The organism is Geomicrobium sediminis (assembly GCF_016908595.1).
Lineage (GTDB): Bacteria > Bacillota > Bacilli > Bacillales > Marinococcaceae > Geomicrobium_A > Geomicrobium_A sediminis.
In genome coordinates, this window is sequence record NZ_JAFBEC010000002.1 from 309850 (window position 1) to 326411 (window position 16562).

19 protein-coding genes are annotated in these 16562 nt (G+C 42.2%); 4 read left to right on the forward strand and 15 right to left on the reverse strand.

What is annotated here, in order from left to right; genetic code table 11:
- Window positions 1–3 precede the first annotated feature (3 nt).
- The 5 genes from JOD17_RS04445 to JOD17_RS04465 all read right to left on the reverse strand — a co-directional run bounded on the left by JOD17_RS04445 (window position 4) and on the right by JOD17_RS04465 (window position 3550).
- Window positions 4–264, reverse strand: a complete 261-nt coding sequence (locus JOD17_RS04445; protein ID WP_204695871.1) for a hypothetical protein — start codon at window positions 262–264, stop codon at window positions 4–6.
- A 144-nt stretch (window positions 265–408) separates the two neighbouring features.
- Window positions 409–1089 (reverse strand): metal-dependent hydrolase, encoded by a 681-nt coding sequence (locus JOD17_RS04450; protein ID WP_204695872.1) that lies wholly within the window; start codon window positions 1087–1089, stop codon window positions 409–411.
- A gap of 60 nt (window positions 1090–1149) precedes the next feature.
- The gene (gene ald, locus JOD17_RS04455; RefSeq protein WP_042420207.1) at window positions 1150–2277 is read right to left on the reverse strand and encodes an alanine dehydrogenase; all 1128 of its coding nucleotides are present in this window, start codon (window positions 2275–2277) and stop codon (window positions 1150–1152) included.
- Window positions 2278–2354: 77 nt separating this feature from the next.
- Entirely contained in the window at window positions 2355–2708 is a 354-nt protein-coding gene (locus tag JOD17_RS04460; RefSeq protein ID WP_152549489.1) for a hypothetical protein, read from the reverse strand.
- Window positions 2709–2785: 77 nt separating this feature from the next.
- On the reverse strand, window positions 2786–3550 hold the full coding sequence (locus JOD17_RS04465) for an SDR family oxidoreductase (RefSeq protein WP_204695873.1): 765 nt from the start codon (window positions 3548–3550) through the stop codon (window positions 2786–2788).
- Window positions 3551–3801: 251 nt separating this feature from the next.
- On the opposite strand from JOD17_RS04465, the gene JOD17_RS04470 reads away from it, so the two are divergent.
- Entirely contained in the window at window positions 3802–4239 is a 438-nt protein-coding gene (locus JOD17_RS04470; RefSeq protein WP_042359666.1) for a universal stress protein, read from the forward strand.
- A gap of 151 nt (window positions 4240–4390) precedes the next feature.
- Here JOD17_RS04470 and argH read toward each other — a convergent pair whose 3' ends face one another.
- The 4 genes from argH to JOD17_RS04490 all read right to left on the reverse strand — a co-directional run bounded on the left by argH (window position 4391) and on the right by JOD17_RS04490 (window position 9363).
- Window positions 4391–5764, reverse strand: coding sequence for an argininosuccinate lyase (gene argH / locus JOD17_RS04475; RefSeq protein ID WP_204695874.1), 1374 nt, complete (start codon window positions 5762–5764; stop codon window positions 4391–4393).
- Complete coding sequence (locus JOD17_RS04480; RefSeq protein WP_042359668.1) at window positions 5761–6966, reverse strand: argininosuccinate synthase; 1206 nt, start codon at window positions 6964–6966, stop codon at window positions 5761–5763. The genes argH and JOD17_RS04480 overlap by 4 nt, the downstream gene beginning before the upstream one ends.
- A 578-nt stretch (window positions 6967–7544) precedes the next feature.
- Window positions 7545–8363 (reverse strand): EcsC family protein, encoded by an 819-nt coding sequence (locus JOD17_RS04485; RefSeq protein WP_204695875.1) that lies wholly within the window; start codon window positions 8361–8363, stop codon window positions 7545–7547.
- Window positions 8364–8373: 10 nt separating this feature from the next.
- A complete protein-coding gene (locus JOD17_RS04490; RefSeq protein WP_204695876.1) occupies window positions 8374–9363 on the reverse strand; it encodes a class I SAM-dependent methyltransferase in 990 nt (329 codons plus the stop codon).
- Between the two features lie 185 nt (window positions 9364–9548).
- On the opposite strand from JOD17_RS04490, the gene JOD17_RS04495 reads away from it, so the two are divergent.
- From JOD17_RS04495 to JOD17_RS21685, 3 genes are all read left to right on the forward strand, one after another.
- Window positions 9549–10157 (forward strand): hypothetical protein, encoded by a 609-nt coding sequence (locus JOD17_RS04495; protein WP_204695877.1) that lies wholly within the window; start codon window positions 9549–9551, stop codon window positions 10155–10157.
- A gap of 142 nt (window positions 10158–10299) precedes the next feature.
- Complete coding sequence (locus JOD17_RS04500) at window positions 10300–11061, forward strand: hypothetical protein (protein WP_204695878.1); 762 nt, start codon at window positions 10300–10302, stop codon at window positions 11059–11061.
- A gap of 83 nt (window positions 11062–11144) precedes the next feature.
- Window positions 11145–11483 (forward strand): DUF3221 domain-containing protein, encoded by a 339-nt coding sequence (locus JOD17_RS21685; protein WP_204695879.1) that lies wholly within the window; start codon window positions 11145–11147, stop codon window positions 11481–11483.
- Window positions 11484–11558: 75 nt separating this feature from the next.
- Here the strand turns inward: JOD17_RS21685 and tpx are convergent, their stop codons facing one another.
- The 6 genes from tpx to JOD17_RS04535 form a co-directional block, all read right to left on the reverse strand.
- A complete protein-coding gene (gene tpx, locus JOD17_RS04510) occupies window positions 11559–12062 on the reverse strand; it encodes a thiol peroxidase (RefSeq protein ID WP_204695880.1) in 504 nt (167 codons plus the stop codon).
- A gap of 64 nt (window positions 12063–12126) precedes the next feature.
- Window positions 12127–12570, reverse strand: a complete 444-nt coding sequence (ytfJ, locus tag JOD17_RS04515) for a GerW family sporulation protein (protein ID WP_042359674.1) — start codon at window positions 12568–12570, stop codon at window positions 12127–12129.
- A gap of 6 nt (window positions 12571–12576) precedes the next feature.
- The gene (locus JOD17_RS04520) at window positions 12577–13269 is read right to left on the reverse strand and encodes a DUF2953 domain-containing protein (protein ID WP_204695881.1); all 693 of its coding nucleotides are present in this window, start codon (window positions 13267–13269) and stop codon (window positions 12577–12579) included.
- 98 nt (window positions 13270–13367) lie between these two features.
- Window positions 13368–13928, reverse strand: a complete 561-nt coding sequence (locus tag JOD17_RS04525; RefSeq protein WP_239575216.1) for an RDD family protein — start codon at window positions 13926–13928, stop codon at window positions 13368–13370.
- Window positions 13929–13940: 12 nt separating this feature from the next.
- Window positions 13941–14933: a signal peptide peptidase SppA gene (sppA, locus tag JOD17_RS04530; protein ID WP_204695882.1), complete on the reverse strand. Its 993-nt coding sequence runs from the start codon at window positions 14931–14933 to the stop codon at window positions 13941–13943.
- Window positions 14934–14951: 18 nt separating this feature from the next.
- Window positions 14952–16556, reverse strand: coding sequence for an amidohydrolase (locus tag JOD17_RS04535; protein ID WP_204695883.1), 1605 nt, complete (start codon window positions 16554–16556; stop codon window positions 14952–14954).
- Between the last annotated feature and the right edge of the window lie 6 nt (window positions 16557–16562).

Here is a 16562-nt window from a genome sequence, read left to right on the forward strand (position 1 = left end):
ACTTCAAGCTCGAAGACGAGCTGCCTTACGTTCAAGTTCCCGCTTGTTGATCCGTCGTGATGGGTGTGCTTCACCTTCATAAACCCGTGTGCGCTCATAAGCAAGCACTGCAAGATTCCCCCCAATAACGAGGAAACAAAACAAAAACCAAGCAACAGAGAACCATCCATGAAGTCCAACTGTACCGATTGTAAATTGCTGTAAACCAAGATACAAAAGGAACGCGGCAACTAAAAAAGAAATCCAAATTCTTAACCGGCGCATTTTATAACCTCCCAAATAAACCATACCTTGCAAACAGTTTATTCAAAAGGACGAGCCAATATGACTTGTCTACCTCTTCAGTTACGCCCAAAAAAAAAAAAAGATACCAGGTGATCACGATGATTTCACCTGGTTCTTTATACATCACACTTCTGTAGACTCGCCTGGCTTTAAAGCATTTCCTTTAAGTGGCGCGATTGAATCTACGAAAGCATCTCCGTCTTGTTCAATTAATGGGAATGTGTTGTAGTGAATCGGGATGACTAATTCAGCTTGCAACCATTCAGCAGCAACCTTCGCATCCTCTGGTCCCATCGTAAAATTGTCTCCGATTGGAAGTAGCGCAACTTCCAGATCATGACGCTCTGCAATCAGCTTCATATCCGAGAATAACGATGTGTCTCCGGCGTGATAAATCGTTTTCCCTTCAGCTGTGAACAAAATTCCGTTCGGCATGCCAAGATAGATGATTTGACCATCTTCTTCTTGGAATGAAGAACTATGAAACGCTTGCGTTAATCGCACATGACCAAATGGGAGCTCATAACCTCCACCAGTATTTAACGGGTGAGTTTCAAGCCCTTTTCCACCTAAATATGTGGCAAGCTCATGAGTCGCTACGACGAGTGCACCACTACGCTTTGCAATCGCCTCTGTGTCTCCAAGATGATCCGCATGTCCATGCGTCAATAAAATCGCATCAGGGTTTACGTCTTCTGGTTTAATTTTGCACGTATCGTTGCCAGTAATGAACGGATCAATTAATACGGAATACCCGTTCGTTTCAATTTCAATAAACGATTGTCCATGGAATGTTAACTTCATTGTTTATCCACCCTTCATCGACTTTCGATTCACTAGACCTATTACCGATTTTGGCTAACATTAAACGTTTTCTGAAGGTAAAACGGCTTCAATTGGCGTAAATGGTAAGTCCATTGCAACGGCAACCGCCTCATACGTTAATTTACCATCAATTGTATTTAATCCCTTTTTAAGGTTCAGATCTTGCTGAAGCGCCGGTACTAAACCTTTGTTCGCAATCGCTGACACGTAAGGCATCGTTACGTTTGTTAAAGCGATTGTTGATGTTCTAGGAACAGCACCAGGCATGTTCGCTACGGCATAATGCAACACATCATGCTTTGTATAAACTGGATCATCATGTGTCGTAATCCGATCTGTCGTCTCAAAGATTCCGCCTTGGTCAATTGCAATATCAACGATCACTGAACCTGGCTGCATCTTCTTTATCGTTTCTTCTTTTACGAGCTTAGGCGCTTTCGCTCCTGGAATGAGGACTGCCCCAATTACCACATCTGCTTCAATAACCGATTGTTCAATCGTGACCGGATTTGAAACGAGTAAGTTCACAGAAGAACCGAACAGATCATCAAGTTCACGAAGTCGTTGTGGACTTAGATCCAAGATTGTTACATTCGCCCCAAGTCCTAAGGCAATCTTGGCAGCGTTCGTTCCTGCAACACCCCCGCCGATAATCGTTACTTTTCCACGACTAACTCCAGGTACACCTGCAAGTAAAATTCCTTTTCCACCTTTTGTTTTCTCGAGGTATTGAACACCCATTTGCGTTGACATTCTTCCAGCCACTTCACTCATCGGTGTAAGTAGTGGCAATGAGCGATCGGGTAGCTGCACCGTTTCATAAGCAACTGCCGTCACTTTGCTCTCAAGTAACGCTTTCGTTAGTTCCTCTTCCGCGGCCAAGTGTAAGTATGTAAACAACTGTTGACCTTCTTTGAAATAACCGTACTCCGATTGAACCGGTTCTTTTACCTTGACGATTAATTCTTGGTCCCAAGCTTCTTGAGCAGAATCAACGATTACAGCACCTGCTTCGATGTACTGTTCATCCGTAAATCCTGATCCAATCCCTGCAGACGTCTCAATAAACACTTGATGCCCGTCACGCTTTAAAAGCACAACGCCTGTTGGTGTCATTGCGACACGATTTTCTTGGTTCTTAATCTCTTTGGGTACGCCAATATTCATAAGCCCCACGCCCCTATTCTAGTTATGGTATAAAATAAAAAAATTAGTCTACCTCAAAGATAGACTAACAGTAGTGATTAATCAACCAACACTTGCTCACTTTTCCACCGCCACGTATAAAGCTCACCTTCTCCGTTCTTCCAACGAACGTCCATCTTGCGTAGCTTTGGAAAATGTTGCTTAATTCTTTCTGCTAATTGATCGGCTGTTACCTTTTCATTCACATGCAATTGTTTACTCATATTCTCGACATGTTCTTTCGCATCTTCTGAGCGCAGTACTCGATCACCATCTTGAAATTCATAAAGATCTGGGCTATCAAATCTCCATTGATATCCCCCATCTTTCGTTTCAATAGTCACACGAAGCGCAAAGCTTTCCATTAATTCATCCGCTTCTGCTCTCTCCAACGTTCCTACACTTACCATCATAACTAGCGCCAACACAGCTATAAGTACCTTTCTGATGACCGATCACCTCACCCATAGCATGGCTTTGAAATGACTTCCTATTCGTGTCGGTTTTGGTGTAGAACATCAACGCCACCAGTCACTTCAATAATGGCACCTGTCACAAGGTCTGCGTGTTCATCAGCGAGAAACATAACCGTACGTGCAATGTCGCCACCGGTCCCAGGTCTACCGATCGGAGTCTCGTCATCTTGATGCATTTTGCCAGTCTCTATTGAAGCTTCTTTCATGTCACCAACGATCTTTCCAGGGCAAACCATGTTCGCTGTAATGCCGTATTCTGCTTCTTCAACGGCTACTGACTTAATTAAGGACGCAAGCCCTGCTTTTGCAGCGCCATATGCGCTGCGGTACAACCATGCAGGTGCATTTCCTACATCTTGAAAACCGTAAGCAATAATTCGACCATAGCGTTGTTTACGCATGATTGGCAAAGCTTCTTTTAATAAATAGAACATACTTGAAAGATTTCCTTCAATCATCGCATGCCATTCGGATGGCTCGTAATCATAAAGCTTCTTTCGTTCAAAAATGTATGGACCTGCGTTATTGACGAGTACATCGAGACGGCCAAATGTCTCATTTGCCTGTTGAACGAGTGAGATCACATCTTCACGGTTCGTCACATCCGCTTGAACGGCAAACAATTGCTTTTCATCAATGCCTAACTCTTCACGCAACCTCAGAACAGATGCATAATCACTTCGATAACTAACCGTGACAGAGTAGCCCTTCTTTATGAAGGCTTCAGTTACTTGTTTCCCTAATCCTTTTGATCCCGCTGTAATAAGTGCGTGTTTCATACAGAAAACCTCCAGGTCCTGTTCGTCTATTTGATCTTACTATTTTTTTTGAGAGACGAAAAGCAAGTCGCTCATTAGTTTCGTTAGACCCATACTTAATTTTCGACAAATTCGTTAACACAAGGTAAAATGGACTCAAATGAGGTTTAGAATATCCCTTTAAAGGAAACAGCTATTCTGTAGAGATATTCAACTGCTTTTATCGATTTATACTTATGCTACGAACCACTTGAACAAAGGAGGAGACCATTATGCGTCGTTACCAGAAAATTCTAGTTGGGGTAGATGGTTCAACCGAATCCAACTACACGTTTGACCAAGCTTGTGAATTTGCAATTGATCAAGGAGCCAAGCTTTTTATCGTGACTGTGATTGACACGAAATCGTTCGCTACGATTGAACGTTTTGACCGCCAAATCGTAAAGCGTGCAGAAGAACAAGGAAAGCAAACGCTTGAGAACTACAAACAACAAGCGTTGGATAAAGGTGTCGAAGAAGTCGAGACGATTCTTGATTTTGGATCACCTAAAGTTCGCATCACACGTTATATCGCACCAAAATATGAAATTGACTTAATCATGGCTGGTGCAACAGGCGCCAACAAAGTAGAACGCATCGTCATCGGTAGTGTTTCTGAAGCGATCGTACGCCAAGCAACTTGTGACGTTTTGATCGTTCGCCGTAAGTAACGAAGATGGTTTTAAAAGCGCCCACCAAAGTAAAAACTTTGGTGGGCGCTTTTTGACTAGAAGCCCTCCTCAATACGTAAAGTACGAATTGGACAAATAGAAAATGACATCACTCGATCACGAGCCATGTCATTTTTCTAATCTTTACGATCTATTGTAACTTTGCTTTTTGGAGTGCAATGCTCTCTTTCACTTTCGCAAAGCCTGTACCGCCTGCGCTCACTCTTCTAGCGACTGCTTCATAAGGGTCTAACGCAGTATAGATATCTTCTTCGAAGTAGTGACTTGCCTCTTTAAACGTTTCGAGTGAGAGCTCACTTAACACTTTATTTTCTTGAATGCACTGTAAGACGAGCTTCCCGACCACTTCATGCGCCTCACGGAATGGCATGCCTTTTGTTGCTAAATAATCCGCAAGCTCTGTGGCATTCGAAAAGTCGGACTTTGTCGCTTTTTCAGTTTCCTCTTTTTTGACAGTCATTGATTCAATCATACCGATAAAGATCTTTAATGATCCTTTGACAGTCGTTACAGCATCAAAGATTCCTTCTTTGTCTTCTTGCATATCTTTGTTATACGCAAGGGGAAGGCCTTTTAACGTTGTGAGTAACCCGACCAAACTGCCGTATACACGCCCTGTTTTTCCTCGAACGAGTTCAGCCATGTCTGGATTTTTCTTTTGTGGCATAATGCTACTTCCCGTTGCAAATGCATCATCCAACTCAATAAAATTAAATTCATGACTTGACCATAAAATGAGCTCTTCAGAGAATCTAGAAAGGTGCATCATAATTGTTGACGCAACACTTAGAAATTCAATGAGAAAGTCCCGATCACTGACCGCATCCATACTGTTCATATAAATGTCGTCAAACCCGAGCGACTCAGCTGTTTCGTAGCGATTAATTGGGAAAGTTGTCCCTGCTAAAGCACCAGCTCCAAGCGGCGAAAGGTTTACTCGTTTCAAACTGTCTTGTAGCTTGTCATAGTCACGATCAAACATCGATACATAAGCGAGCATATGATGGGCAAAAGAAATTGGTTGAGCACGTTGCAAATGAGTGTAACCAGGTAAGAGCGTTTCAACATGCTCTTCGGCTTGCTCTAATAAAACGAGCTTTAAATTGTTCAAGAGTGTCATCAACTCATGCGTTTCTTTTCTCATGAATAGATGGATGTCCGTTGCGACTTGGTCGTTACGACTACGCGCCGTATGCAACTTTCCAGCTACGTCTCCAATCTCGTCTTTTAGAAGCTTCTCTAGATTCATATGAATGTCTTCGTACTTCACGTCAAAAACGAGTTCATTACGCTTCGCTTTTTCTAAAAGGGATTTTAAGCCTTTTTGAATGAGTAATTCATCATCGGCTGATATGATGCCACAATTCGCAAGCATTGCCGCATGAGCCATGCTACCTTCGAGATCTTCAAAGACGAGCTGTTGATCGAAGCCGATGGATGCACCAAATGCATCCACCCACTCTTCTGCTTCTTTTGTAAATCTGCCGCCCCAAAGCTTGGTCATAGTTTCACACCGTTCTTCATTACTTGGCTGTGCACCTTCGTTGGAAGTCCCCAAAGTTGCGTAAACCCGACTGCTGCGTTGTGATCAAACTCATCTTCTTTCGTATACGTAGCAAGCTTCTCATCATAAAGTGAGAATGGTGATTTACGTCCTTCTACAATCGCATGACCTTTAAACAGCTTCACACGAACTGTTCCTGTTACGGACTTTTGTGATTCCTTCAAAAACGCTTCAAGCGCTGGACGAAGCGCAGAGAACCAAAGACCTTGGTAAATGAGTTCCGTTAATTGCTTAGAGACGATCGGTTTAAAGTGCGCAAGTTCTCTTGGAAGTGTTAAGTCTTCTAGTTCCTTATGCGCTTTAATTAACGTTGTTGCGCCTGGTGTCTCATACACTTCACGTGATTTAATCCCAACGAGACGATTCTCAACGTGATCAATTCTTCCGATGCCATGTGCACCCGCGATTTTGTTTAGATGCATGATCAATTCATCTAATTCATAATGAACGCCGTCAACTGCGACTGGCTTACCTTGTTCGAATTCAATTTCAATCGTATCGGGCGTGTCTGGTGTTTCTTCAAGTGGCTTCGTCAGATCATACGCACCTTCTGGTGGTGTTGCCCACGGATCTTCAAGAATTCCACACTCATTACTTCTCCCCCACAGGTTCTGATCAATCGAATACGGGTTATCCAAATCAACCGGGATCGGAATGTTATGCTCTTTTGCATATTCAATTTCTTCGTCACGGGACCAACCCCACTCACGAACAGGTGCTAATACTTCGAGATCTGGATTTAGCGCTTGAATTGACACTTCAAAACGAACTTGGTCATTTCCTTTTCCGGTACACCCGTGCGCGACTGATCCTGCACCCGTTTGTTCAGCAATCTCAACGAGCTTCTTTGCGATGAGTGGTCTTGATAACGCTGATACGAGTGGATATTTATCTTCATACATTGTACGCGCTTGAAGTGCAGGCAATACGAACTCTTCTGCAAATTCTTTCTTTGCGTCAATTGTATACGACTGGCTTGCGCCGACGTTAATCGCTTTTTGTTTTACTGTTTCTAAATCTTTACCTTCACCAACATCTAAGCCAACTGCAATGACTTCATATCCTTGATCCATTAACCATCTAACTGCAACTGACGTATCTAAACCACCTGAATAGGCTAAAACGACTTTTTGTTTGTTCATATTGATTGAAAGGGATCTTTTCCCTTTCATTCACCTCCGTGTATAAAATTTCGGTACGAATAAACATGCTATCGATATTATTATTATGCATTAATTAGTAAAAAATATAAGAGGATCGCCCTCTCTCAATGTCTAAATATACTGTAACACCATCTTTAATGAACATCAATAGTTATACATACATTTTTATAAAAATGTAATAACGTGACGATCGCGATTCAAGTACTTGATTTATACAATGAATAATTTCCATTACTGGCGGTTGCTTTCACGCTTCGCACTAGGACAACACGGCTCAACGTGTTTTCATTACCACTTGTGACAACCCTAAACTCTTCGGTCAATAACAAAGTGAAAAAAATTGTACTTATGAATATAGCTCATTCAACGTTGTTATCGTAGCTAAAATATGCAAAACAAAAGCGGCTGTTGTGGCAAAGGCGCCTGCGGGAGTATAGTTAGCTAAAGATCATCAGCTGACAACACCCGCGGTAAGCGTAACCACATAAGCCGCTTCATCCATTTATGAGTACTTCATTTATTAACAGCCTGAAGCGACATATGCTAGCTATTTTCTTCTATTGTAAAACTTCTTCTAAATAACGTCGCTCATAATAATGTCCGGCAATCGTTGACACTTGCCTTGCCAATTGATAATTACTGTACGCCCCAAGCGCAATTCCTGCAATGGGAATGCCTTGAACCATCTTCTTTCTTATGACAGAAATCATCATTAACTTCGCAATTTGGCGCAATGGTTGTTGGAACCACTCTGCAGATGTAACTTCCTCATTGCCACCATAAAAAACAGGAAAGCGCCCCATCCAAATCTCTTTTTCGGCTTGTAGCTCAGTCCAACCTTCATATTGCGCTTTTCTCGGAAGCGTAGCAACGTGGAAGGCTTTTAAGGCAATCATCATTTCTCTTGGATGTCTAAGGTCATTGCCAAACGACATTGCTGCCAATTGAACCGTGCGTAAGTTAGTAGCAAGCATTAACGGTAAGTCTGCTGCTAATAAAAACGGTCCACCAAGACCCGTCAAGCCACCTTGTCCAAACGACAATAAGCGTTGTTTGGCCGTTTGTTGTTCAAGGATGAACTTGTTCTGCTCAAACGAAAGTTGATTCAACTCAGAAATGTGTTCGATGCGATGATTAAACACTTTTGCAGTGGATAAGATACGCTGCTCCGCTTCAACTTGTGCACTCGAGTTCAAGATGAGTGTTTGTGTATAAAACATAAAGCGATCAACAAGTTCTACGAGCTTTTTTTCATAACGCTTTGGTAACACATCTTGACTGTTCGTTAACTTACGATGTCGAATTTCTTCAGGGAAATATACATCTTCCCATTCATACAACTCACGAAGTCTTTCGTGAAGCTTTGCTTCATCCATGCCATCACCTTCAGTTATAAATGTGATCAAACCATTCGTTAATTTTAGCCATCATGTCTGTCATCGCTTCTGCACGCGTAAACGATGGAAGTTCTGCGAATAAAGCTTGTTGTGGTGCCGATACGTCTGGACCTTGCTTCTGTAGCATCCAAATACTCTTACCATGCCTTTCAGCTTTAAACATCGTATCAGGAAGTTGCAACATTCCAAGCGTAATCGTCTCTTTTCTCATGAATGTACGGAATGCTTCCGAATGTTCTCTTGTAAACATATCATTCGGAATTAAGAAAAGCATGACTCCACCTGGCTTTAACGCACGTAAGCTGCTTTCAATGATTGCATATTCTGCTGGCATTCTTCCTTCACTAGGTTTCGTATTGAACGACTCCACGACCTCATCGTTCGTATAAATCCCATTCGGAAGGTCTGATACAATCACATCAACCGTTGGTATACCTTCTTCTTTCACACTGTCCATATTGTACAGTTCTAGTTCATATTGCTGTAAATTCGACATAACGAACGCAAGGCGAATTAATGACTCATCCACGTCCGCTCCAATTGCACGTTCAATGCCTTCTGTATGATTCATCATAGCAGTAAGCATGTTTCCTGTTCCTACAGCAGGGTCGTAAACACTCACGCCTAATTGATCTTTTAATAAACGCTTTAACAAATACGACATAAAAATAGCAATGCCATCAGGTGTCATCGCATGATGGGGTTGTACGGCTTGCTTCATCCCTTTGATGATCGCAAGTTGAAATGCCTTTCGAACGGTTTCTCGTTCCATTGTCATTTGATCAATCTTTTTAAATTGCTCTTCCATTTTCTTAAAGGCAACATCGGAGAGCGGTTGTTGCATAATGCTTCCTTGGAATAAATTATCTCCAGCAAGGGCAAGTGTCTCCAAGTAACTGCCATGCCCTTCATTACTTAGCGTTTGAGCCATTTCATCCAATACATGAAACAACTGATCTGTATCTATTTGACGTTCCATCTTTTCACCTCGAATACAATCTTGTTCCAGTTTATCACGTTCGTTCCCTACATCTCTACCTTCAGAAGAGGAGCACACAAAATAATCCATTTTCATACAATGATTACGCATTGCATGAAATGACATTCTGTGACAAGATAAAGGTCTGACTGTCCACATGTAAAATGACGTAACGAGGTGCTTCCATGTTGAAATCTAATAAAGTCCGCCATTTAATGCTCGGCACAATGAAATCTGCGAAATCTGCTCATTTATTGATGCACGGGTATCAATTAGATGAACAAGGGAAGAAGGTTTTAACGTTAAAACCAGAAACAGACCTTCGAGACGGCGCTTTCGTTTCTTCACGAGCACTACATACGAAACGCCCCGCACACATTATCCCAAAGTACGATGATGGATCTTATGTACAATCGATTATTGAGACTGAACGGCCTGAAGTGATTCTTGTGGATGAATTACAATTTTTCACAGATGAACAAGTTGAAGCATTAGCGAAAGCTTCCATTCGCTTTGACGTAGCGATTCAAGCGTACGGGCTCATGATTTCATATACAGGTGAAATGTTCTCTCCGATTAAGCGCGCGATGGAATGTGGATTTACGATCCACCACCTTTCCATGCCATGTGCTCACTGTTCTCAAGATGCGACTCACCACCTTCTCTATCTAGATGGTGTTTTGCAAACGTCTGGTTCACCCATTAATGTTGAAGATTATGCGGATGCAACCCAAATCTATGAATCTGTTTGTTATGACTGTTATACAACGGCCATTCAAGCGGCTTATGCTTAACGACCACTGAACTGTTCTTCAGTGGTTTTTTTGTTATGGATTCTTTCCGCTAGAAAAAAACGGACTTTTGTGTCATAGTAAATAAACTTACATTATTTCGCGAACGGTGATCTTGACTTTATTTGCAGAGGAGATGGACGTGTTGGTTCGTATTCAAAAAGGTACAGTCATCGTATTACAACGAATGCAACCAGATACGTACAGAATTGAAACAACGTACGGGGAAGTTCTCATAGAAGAAAGTCAGAATTATACGATTTATCTAACCGACGCGAAACTCTATCGCAATGGAAGCATTCGTGGGGTCTATTTAGGTCAAGGTGGGAAAGAGCTTATACGCGGGTCTAGTCGAACGCTTTTCTATGACCCTGTCTATGGGTATACGCTTCGAAACCGAACGGTCGTCCATAAAGGCCGTCTGCTTACGGTTGAGAACAAGCAACTTGCTGTGATGATCTTGCAAGATCCACCGACGAACAATTTCGCTTATGTCCTTCCTTATGACATACCGACCATTACACGGTTTCGCGTCGGTGATCAAGTAACTGTCCGGTCGAACCTCGTCGTTGGATATGACTATTACAATGAAGATTCCAATACGTATGATACGTTCACTTCTCATATGGAACCTTTTAAAGGGCAACCTGGAAACGTGACTGAAGTCGATCGTAATGGGAAGTACCGACTCACGCTTTCAAGTATGTATCAATTTACAGATGAGATGCTCGTTGATGCTCTTGCGACGAAAACGTACACACAAAACGTCGAAGTGGAAGAAACCATTCATACGGTTCAATCAGACATGATTAACGCAAAAATTGACCAAGCACTTGATGAACGTCTTTACCTTACTGATCCAAGCGCTTTTCAGAAACTCGTTGACGAAAAAAAAGGATTCTCTTAAACATAACTAAGATAAGGAGATTAGGAAATGAAAAACGTAGCATCCTTCAATCTTAAGCAGATAACGTTTTCTGTAGTTCTAACGTGAAAACGTTAAGATTCTTTATCGTTACGTTGCTATTATTGCTCGCATTCGTGACTTATACTAATTCTAATGCTGATCCAACAGATCACGATGAGACGCTTTTGTACATCAAGGGTGTAACATCAGACATCAATAGAATGGGCTTTTCCTTCACGATTGATATTGAAGAAGATCCTCATTTATCAGACACTGTAATCGTGCGAATTCCAGCTAGTCATGTTTTTAAATTCTCTCAAGTTAAAAAAGGCGATTCGGTAAGAGTAGGGTATGATGGTGTAATGATGGAAAGTTATCCTGTTCAAATTACTGCAACAACCTTTGAAGTCATTGATCAATAGCATCGGCAACATCGCTATACTACATATCAAATAAACTGGCTCATCATTAGATGATGAGCCAGTTTATTTGGTTTATTACTTGATGAGACTATTCACTTGTGCCAATGCATTGTCATAGTCAGGGTGATTGGTTGCCTCTTCCACATACTCAGCATGTTGGATTGTTCCTTTATCATCAATGACGAAGACAGCGCGAGCGAGTAAGCGGAGTTCTTTCATGCCTACACCGAAGCTTTGTGCAAACGAGAAGTCACGGTGGTCTGAAAGCATCTCAAGATTGTCGACGCCTTCCGCTGCACACCAGCGCTTTTGTGCAAATGGAAGATCTGCGCTAATTGTGAGGACTTGAACGTTATCTAATTTAGCTGCTTCTTCATTAAAACGTTTCGTCTGTTGTTCACAAACGCCTGTGTCGATGCTTGGAATAACACTAATTACGATCGTTTTACCTTCGTAATCTGCAAGTGTTTTCTCTTGTAGACCTGAATCAAGTACCGTAAAATTCGGTGCTTGTTCGCCTACTTTAACTTCATTTCCTACTAGCGTCATTGGGTTGCCTTTAAACGTTACTTTTGCCATGTATAATCCTCCTAGAGTAGATCCTTTACATCTAGTCTAATCGGAATTGGCAATGTCTGCAAATTTAAAAAGGCGGAGTTTCTTTTTTCGTTACATCAATTGGCGATAAACTTTGGTCTTCAACGTGCTCATTCCCTTGAATGAGATCCTTGATTTTCTCTACAACTTGAGGAGTAAGTTCAAGTAATTTCTCATAAAAGTGTGTTCCATTATTTAAATGAATCATCTTAACCCCATGCGTTCCAACAATTAAAAAGGCAACCGGCGTAATGGACACACCGCCACCACTACCTCCTCCAAATGGATGACGTTCTTCTTCATCCATCGCATGTCCAACGTTCATCTCTGTACCACCTGCTGCAAACCCAAAACCTACTTTGGAAACAGGGATGATGACATTGCCATCTGGTGACTCAACGGGATCACCAATAATCGTATTCACATCGACCATTTCTTTAATGTTTTCCATTGCTGTTTTCATTAAACCTTGAATAGGATGTTCTGCCACGGCACGTTATGCCCCTTTCGTTACATGTTCCGTACGTTCATTCCGAGAGGATGTTTTTTGTAGCTTTTTGCTATGCATCCACATTTTAAGTAATGCTCGTATAGCGTGTCCGATTTGGAAAGTAACTATGCAACGAACATCCATATAAAACACAGGCGCCTGATAAAAGGGCGTTACTTGAAAATGTGGTCTCTCTCGTAACTGTGTATACGACGAAACGAGTTGAAGCATAAAGGCTTTCAACGTCCAAGCAACTCCAGCAGCAATGCCTGTTACGGCTGCGTCCCCTGTTCCAAATGTCGTTGCCCATTTCCATTGTTCAACGCGAACCGTCGCTAAAAACTTACGTAGAATCGTCCCTAGGTGGGAAATACCCTCAATAAGTTCTTTAGAATCCTTCAACCTACTCTCAATATCTCTCGGTGTCTCTTCCTTGACTTTTTTTTGTTTACGTTTTGAAAACAGCTTTGTCTCATCTTCCACATATACAAAAGAGAGGTTCTTTTCATCAAAGCGGATTGCGGGTACGTCCCACGTTTTTTTTAGTAAGCCTCGTAACAGTTTCACTTGCAGTTCGCCATTTGTATGTAAATTGGCTTGGAGTACGTGAATATGGCATGATACACGAAGGAAGTACGTCACTACCCCGATCCCTAACAAAATGAGCGTTACGGCACATATGATAAGCCAAACCATCATTTCCCTCATTCCTTAGACACTAATGATGATAGTATCGACAAAATGCTAAGCGTATAAACGAAAAAAACCGATGCAACATCATTGCACCGGCTTTAAAACTATTCGTCGTCGTCTTCATCTTCTTTGTCAGCAGGGATTTTCGTATCACGAATCACTCTCGTATCAGCAAGTAAGTCATGAACGCCAGCCTTTTCAGGATGCACACCTACGACGATGTACATCAAGTTCGTAATTCCAAGTACTCGGTGAATCATTCGCCCTGGTACTTCACGGAAAAACACATCTGACCAACTTAGCTTTGCTCCGTCTGCTCGAACGACCCTTAACCCAAACACCATCTTTCCAAGCGTTTGACCGAGGTATCTCGTCATAATCGCAAAGTATACATAAGCCATTATCGCCGTTAATAATCCTTGGATCGTAAAGACGCTTAACAACGTAGGGTTTGAATCCATAAACATAAAGATTGGTGTAATGAGTATCCCATTTACTGCACCAACAATAAGCAAGTCTAATAAATACGCCCAAAGACGAATCCAAAAACCTGCATAAATGCTCTCTTCAACCGTTTTTTGCATTGCCTCTTGCTTAGGAGGTTCATGATCGGTTTGATGAGGCTGTCGATCGTATCGATTTTCTTCATCGTATGTGTAATCCATCATTCCACTCCTTTAGTCTTGATAGAGATACATTAAGCGTGGTGCATTCGAATGTGTAATCAGCTGCTCGAGTTGATTCATTGTCACTCGCTCACTCGCAAGCGTTTCAGCCGCAAGGCCCCAAATTGATCCAACACCAAAATCGTTCGTATAGTGTACGACTGTCGCATTAATGCCTAAGTTCTCTTGCATATGATCAATCGTATGCTCAAGATCACCGATGCCATCAATCAAGCCATTTTCTAATGCTTGGTTCCCTGTAAACAGTTGACCTTGAGCGAGCTCTTGTACTTCACTTTCTGATAGATCGCGACCATTGACGACAACCTCAGTAAATTCTTCGAACATGTCATCGACCATGTCTTGTAATAATTGCTCTTCTTCTGACGTCATTTCACGAGTCGGACTCATAATGTCTTTGTACTCGCCAGATTTAATGACGTTGTGGCTAATTCCCCACTCTTCAGCAAGCTCGGCAAAGTTGATGCTGTCCATAATAACACCGATTGAGCCGGTAATCGTGCCCGAATGTGCCGAGATGTAGTCTGCAGGTGCAGCGATGTAATAACCGCCAGATGCAGCCATACTACCCATTGATACATATACTTCTGTATCAAACTCTTCTTGTGCACGTACAATCCGGTCATGGATTGCTGCACTTTCAACGACACCTCCACCAGGGGTGTTCACATTAATAACAATGCCATCGACACTAGCGTCTTCGGCAGCAACTTCTAACATTTGCATAAATACACGGTGGTCATAACCGCCACCTGCAAAAAGGCCTCCTTGAGAACCTGTATCCATAATCATTCCATCTAAATCAATAACGGCAATTTGACCGTCTGTTCCTGTTTCCAAAATCTCTTGACGAAAATCACCTCCGTCAAGATCGAACATGTCAGAAAAATTCGTTGAAGCAATTGCACTAAAAAACTGAAACCCTGCTGAAACAAACAGTACAATTGCTGCAACAGCAAGAGCAATCCAACGTTTTACTGTCACAGTATTTCCTCCTCTAAGTTAAACCTCTTTTGCAAACACGACTTTGTCGTTAACGATCGTATAAGCGATCTTAAGATCTAAAAGCTCATCGTACTGATCCTCCGTAAATTGAAAAGGATCTTCATGAAACACGGTAAAATCACTTGCATACCCAGGCGCTAATTGTCCAAACTGCTCTTCTTTCCCAATTGCAGACGCACTACCGGACGTATAAAGGCGAAACGATTCGTAAATGGATAAGCACTGTCCAGGCTTAAAACGGGCACTCGATTCTCCTCTTGCTCTCCTAGTCACAGCAGCGTGAATGCCAATTCTAGGGTCTGGAACTTCAATTGGTGCATCAGAACCCCCTGCACAAGCAATTTTATTCGCTAATAGCGTTTTCCATGCATACGCGTGCTCAAGCAACGCTTCATCGACAATCGTACGGACCCACGGAAAATCAGAAACTGTAAATTGTGGTTGAAGATCAAGCACAACTGGCATCGCTTTTAATTCTTCCATAAGGTCGGCTCGTACGATTTGTAAATGAATCAGTCGATCTTTTTCCGAATAGTTCGGTGGATGCTTTTTAAGTATACGAATCGTTTGGTCAAGAGCTTGATCTCCAATTACATGTACGGCGATCGTCATCGATAAGTTTCGCGCTTTTACAATTAACGCTTCTAATTCATCATCCTGATGAATGGGCACTCCTACATTACTTTCTTCTCCAACGTAAGGTACTGATAGCCATGCCGAATGTCCACCAAGAGAGCCGTCCGCAAAAATCTTCATGCTCCCAAATGTTTGGTATTCATTTGCAAGTTTCGTTCCCCGTTTTAATTCAAGCCACTCATCCACCGCATCATGATGCACGAGGTGGTGAACGCGGAATTTGCGGGTGTCTCCTTCAATGACCTCACGATATGTGTCAATGACTGATGCAGGAGAATTGTAATAAGCTAAGTCTTCAGTATGTACCCCAGTTAGGCCCATTGTAACCATTTGCTCATACGCTGCTGTTAACGCACGTTTCATCGTGTCGTTCGTATACCTTGGACGCACAGCATGTATTATATCTTGCGCCTCTTCAAGAAGCAAACCATTAAGCCCATCTTCATCACGACCAATAACCCCACCACTTGGATCCGGAGATTCGTTGGTTAGCCCAGCAAGCTCTAACGCTTTTGAATTAACGATCATCGCATGACGACAAATGCGAGTGAGCATAACTGGCCGATCTGGAAACCGTTCATCGAGTTCTCGTCGGTGAATAACCGTAGCGACCTCCCACTCATTCTCATTCCAGCCTTCGGCAATTAACCAGTCGCCTGATTGTAACGTTTGTGCCTTCTCTTCTAACTTCGAAAACACTCCCTCACGACTTTTCACTTGAGAAAGATCAAGGCGTAGTTGTTGAAAACCATACCCTAACATATGTGCATGACTGTCTACGAGACCCGGAATAATCGTTTTTCCTTTGTAGTCAAAGTACTCGGTCACTCTGTCATGATATTTCGCTTGAAGGTCTTCTTTCGATCCGAGTTCTACAATCGTTCCGTCTTCTGAGAACAACGCATCAAATCTAGAATGTTCTGACGTTAATGAATAGAATTTACCATTAAAATACAACGTACCCATCATTTC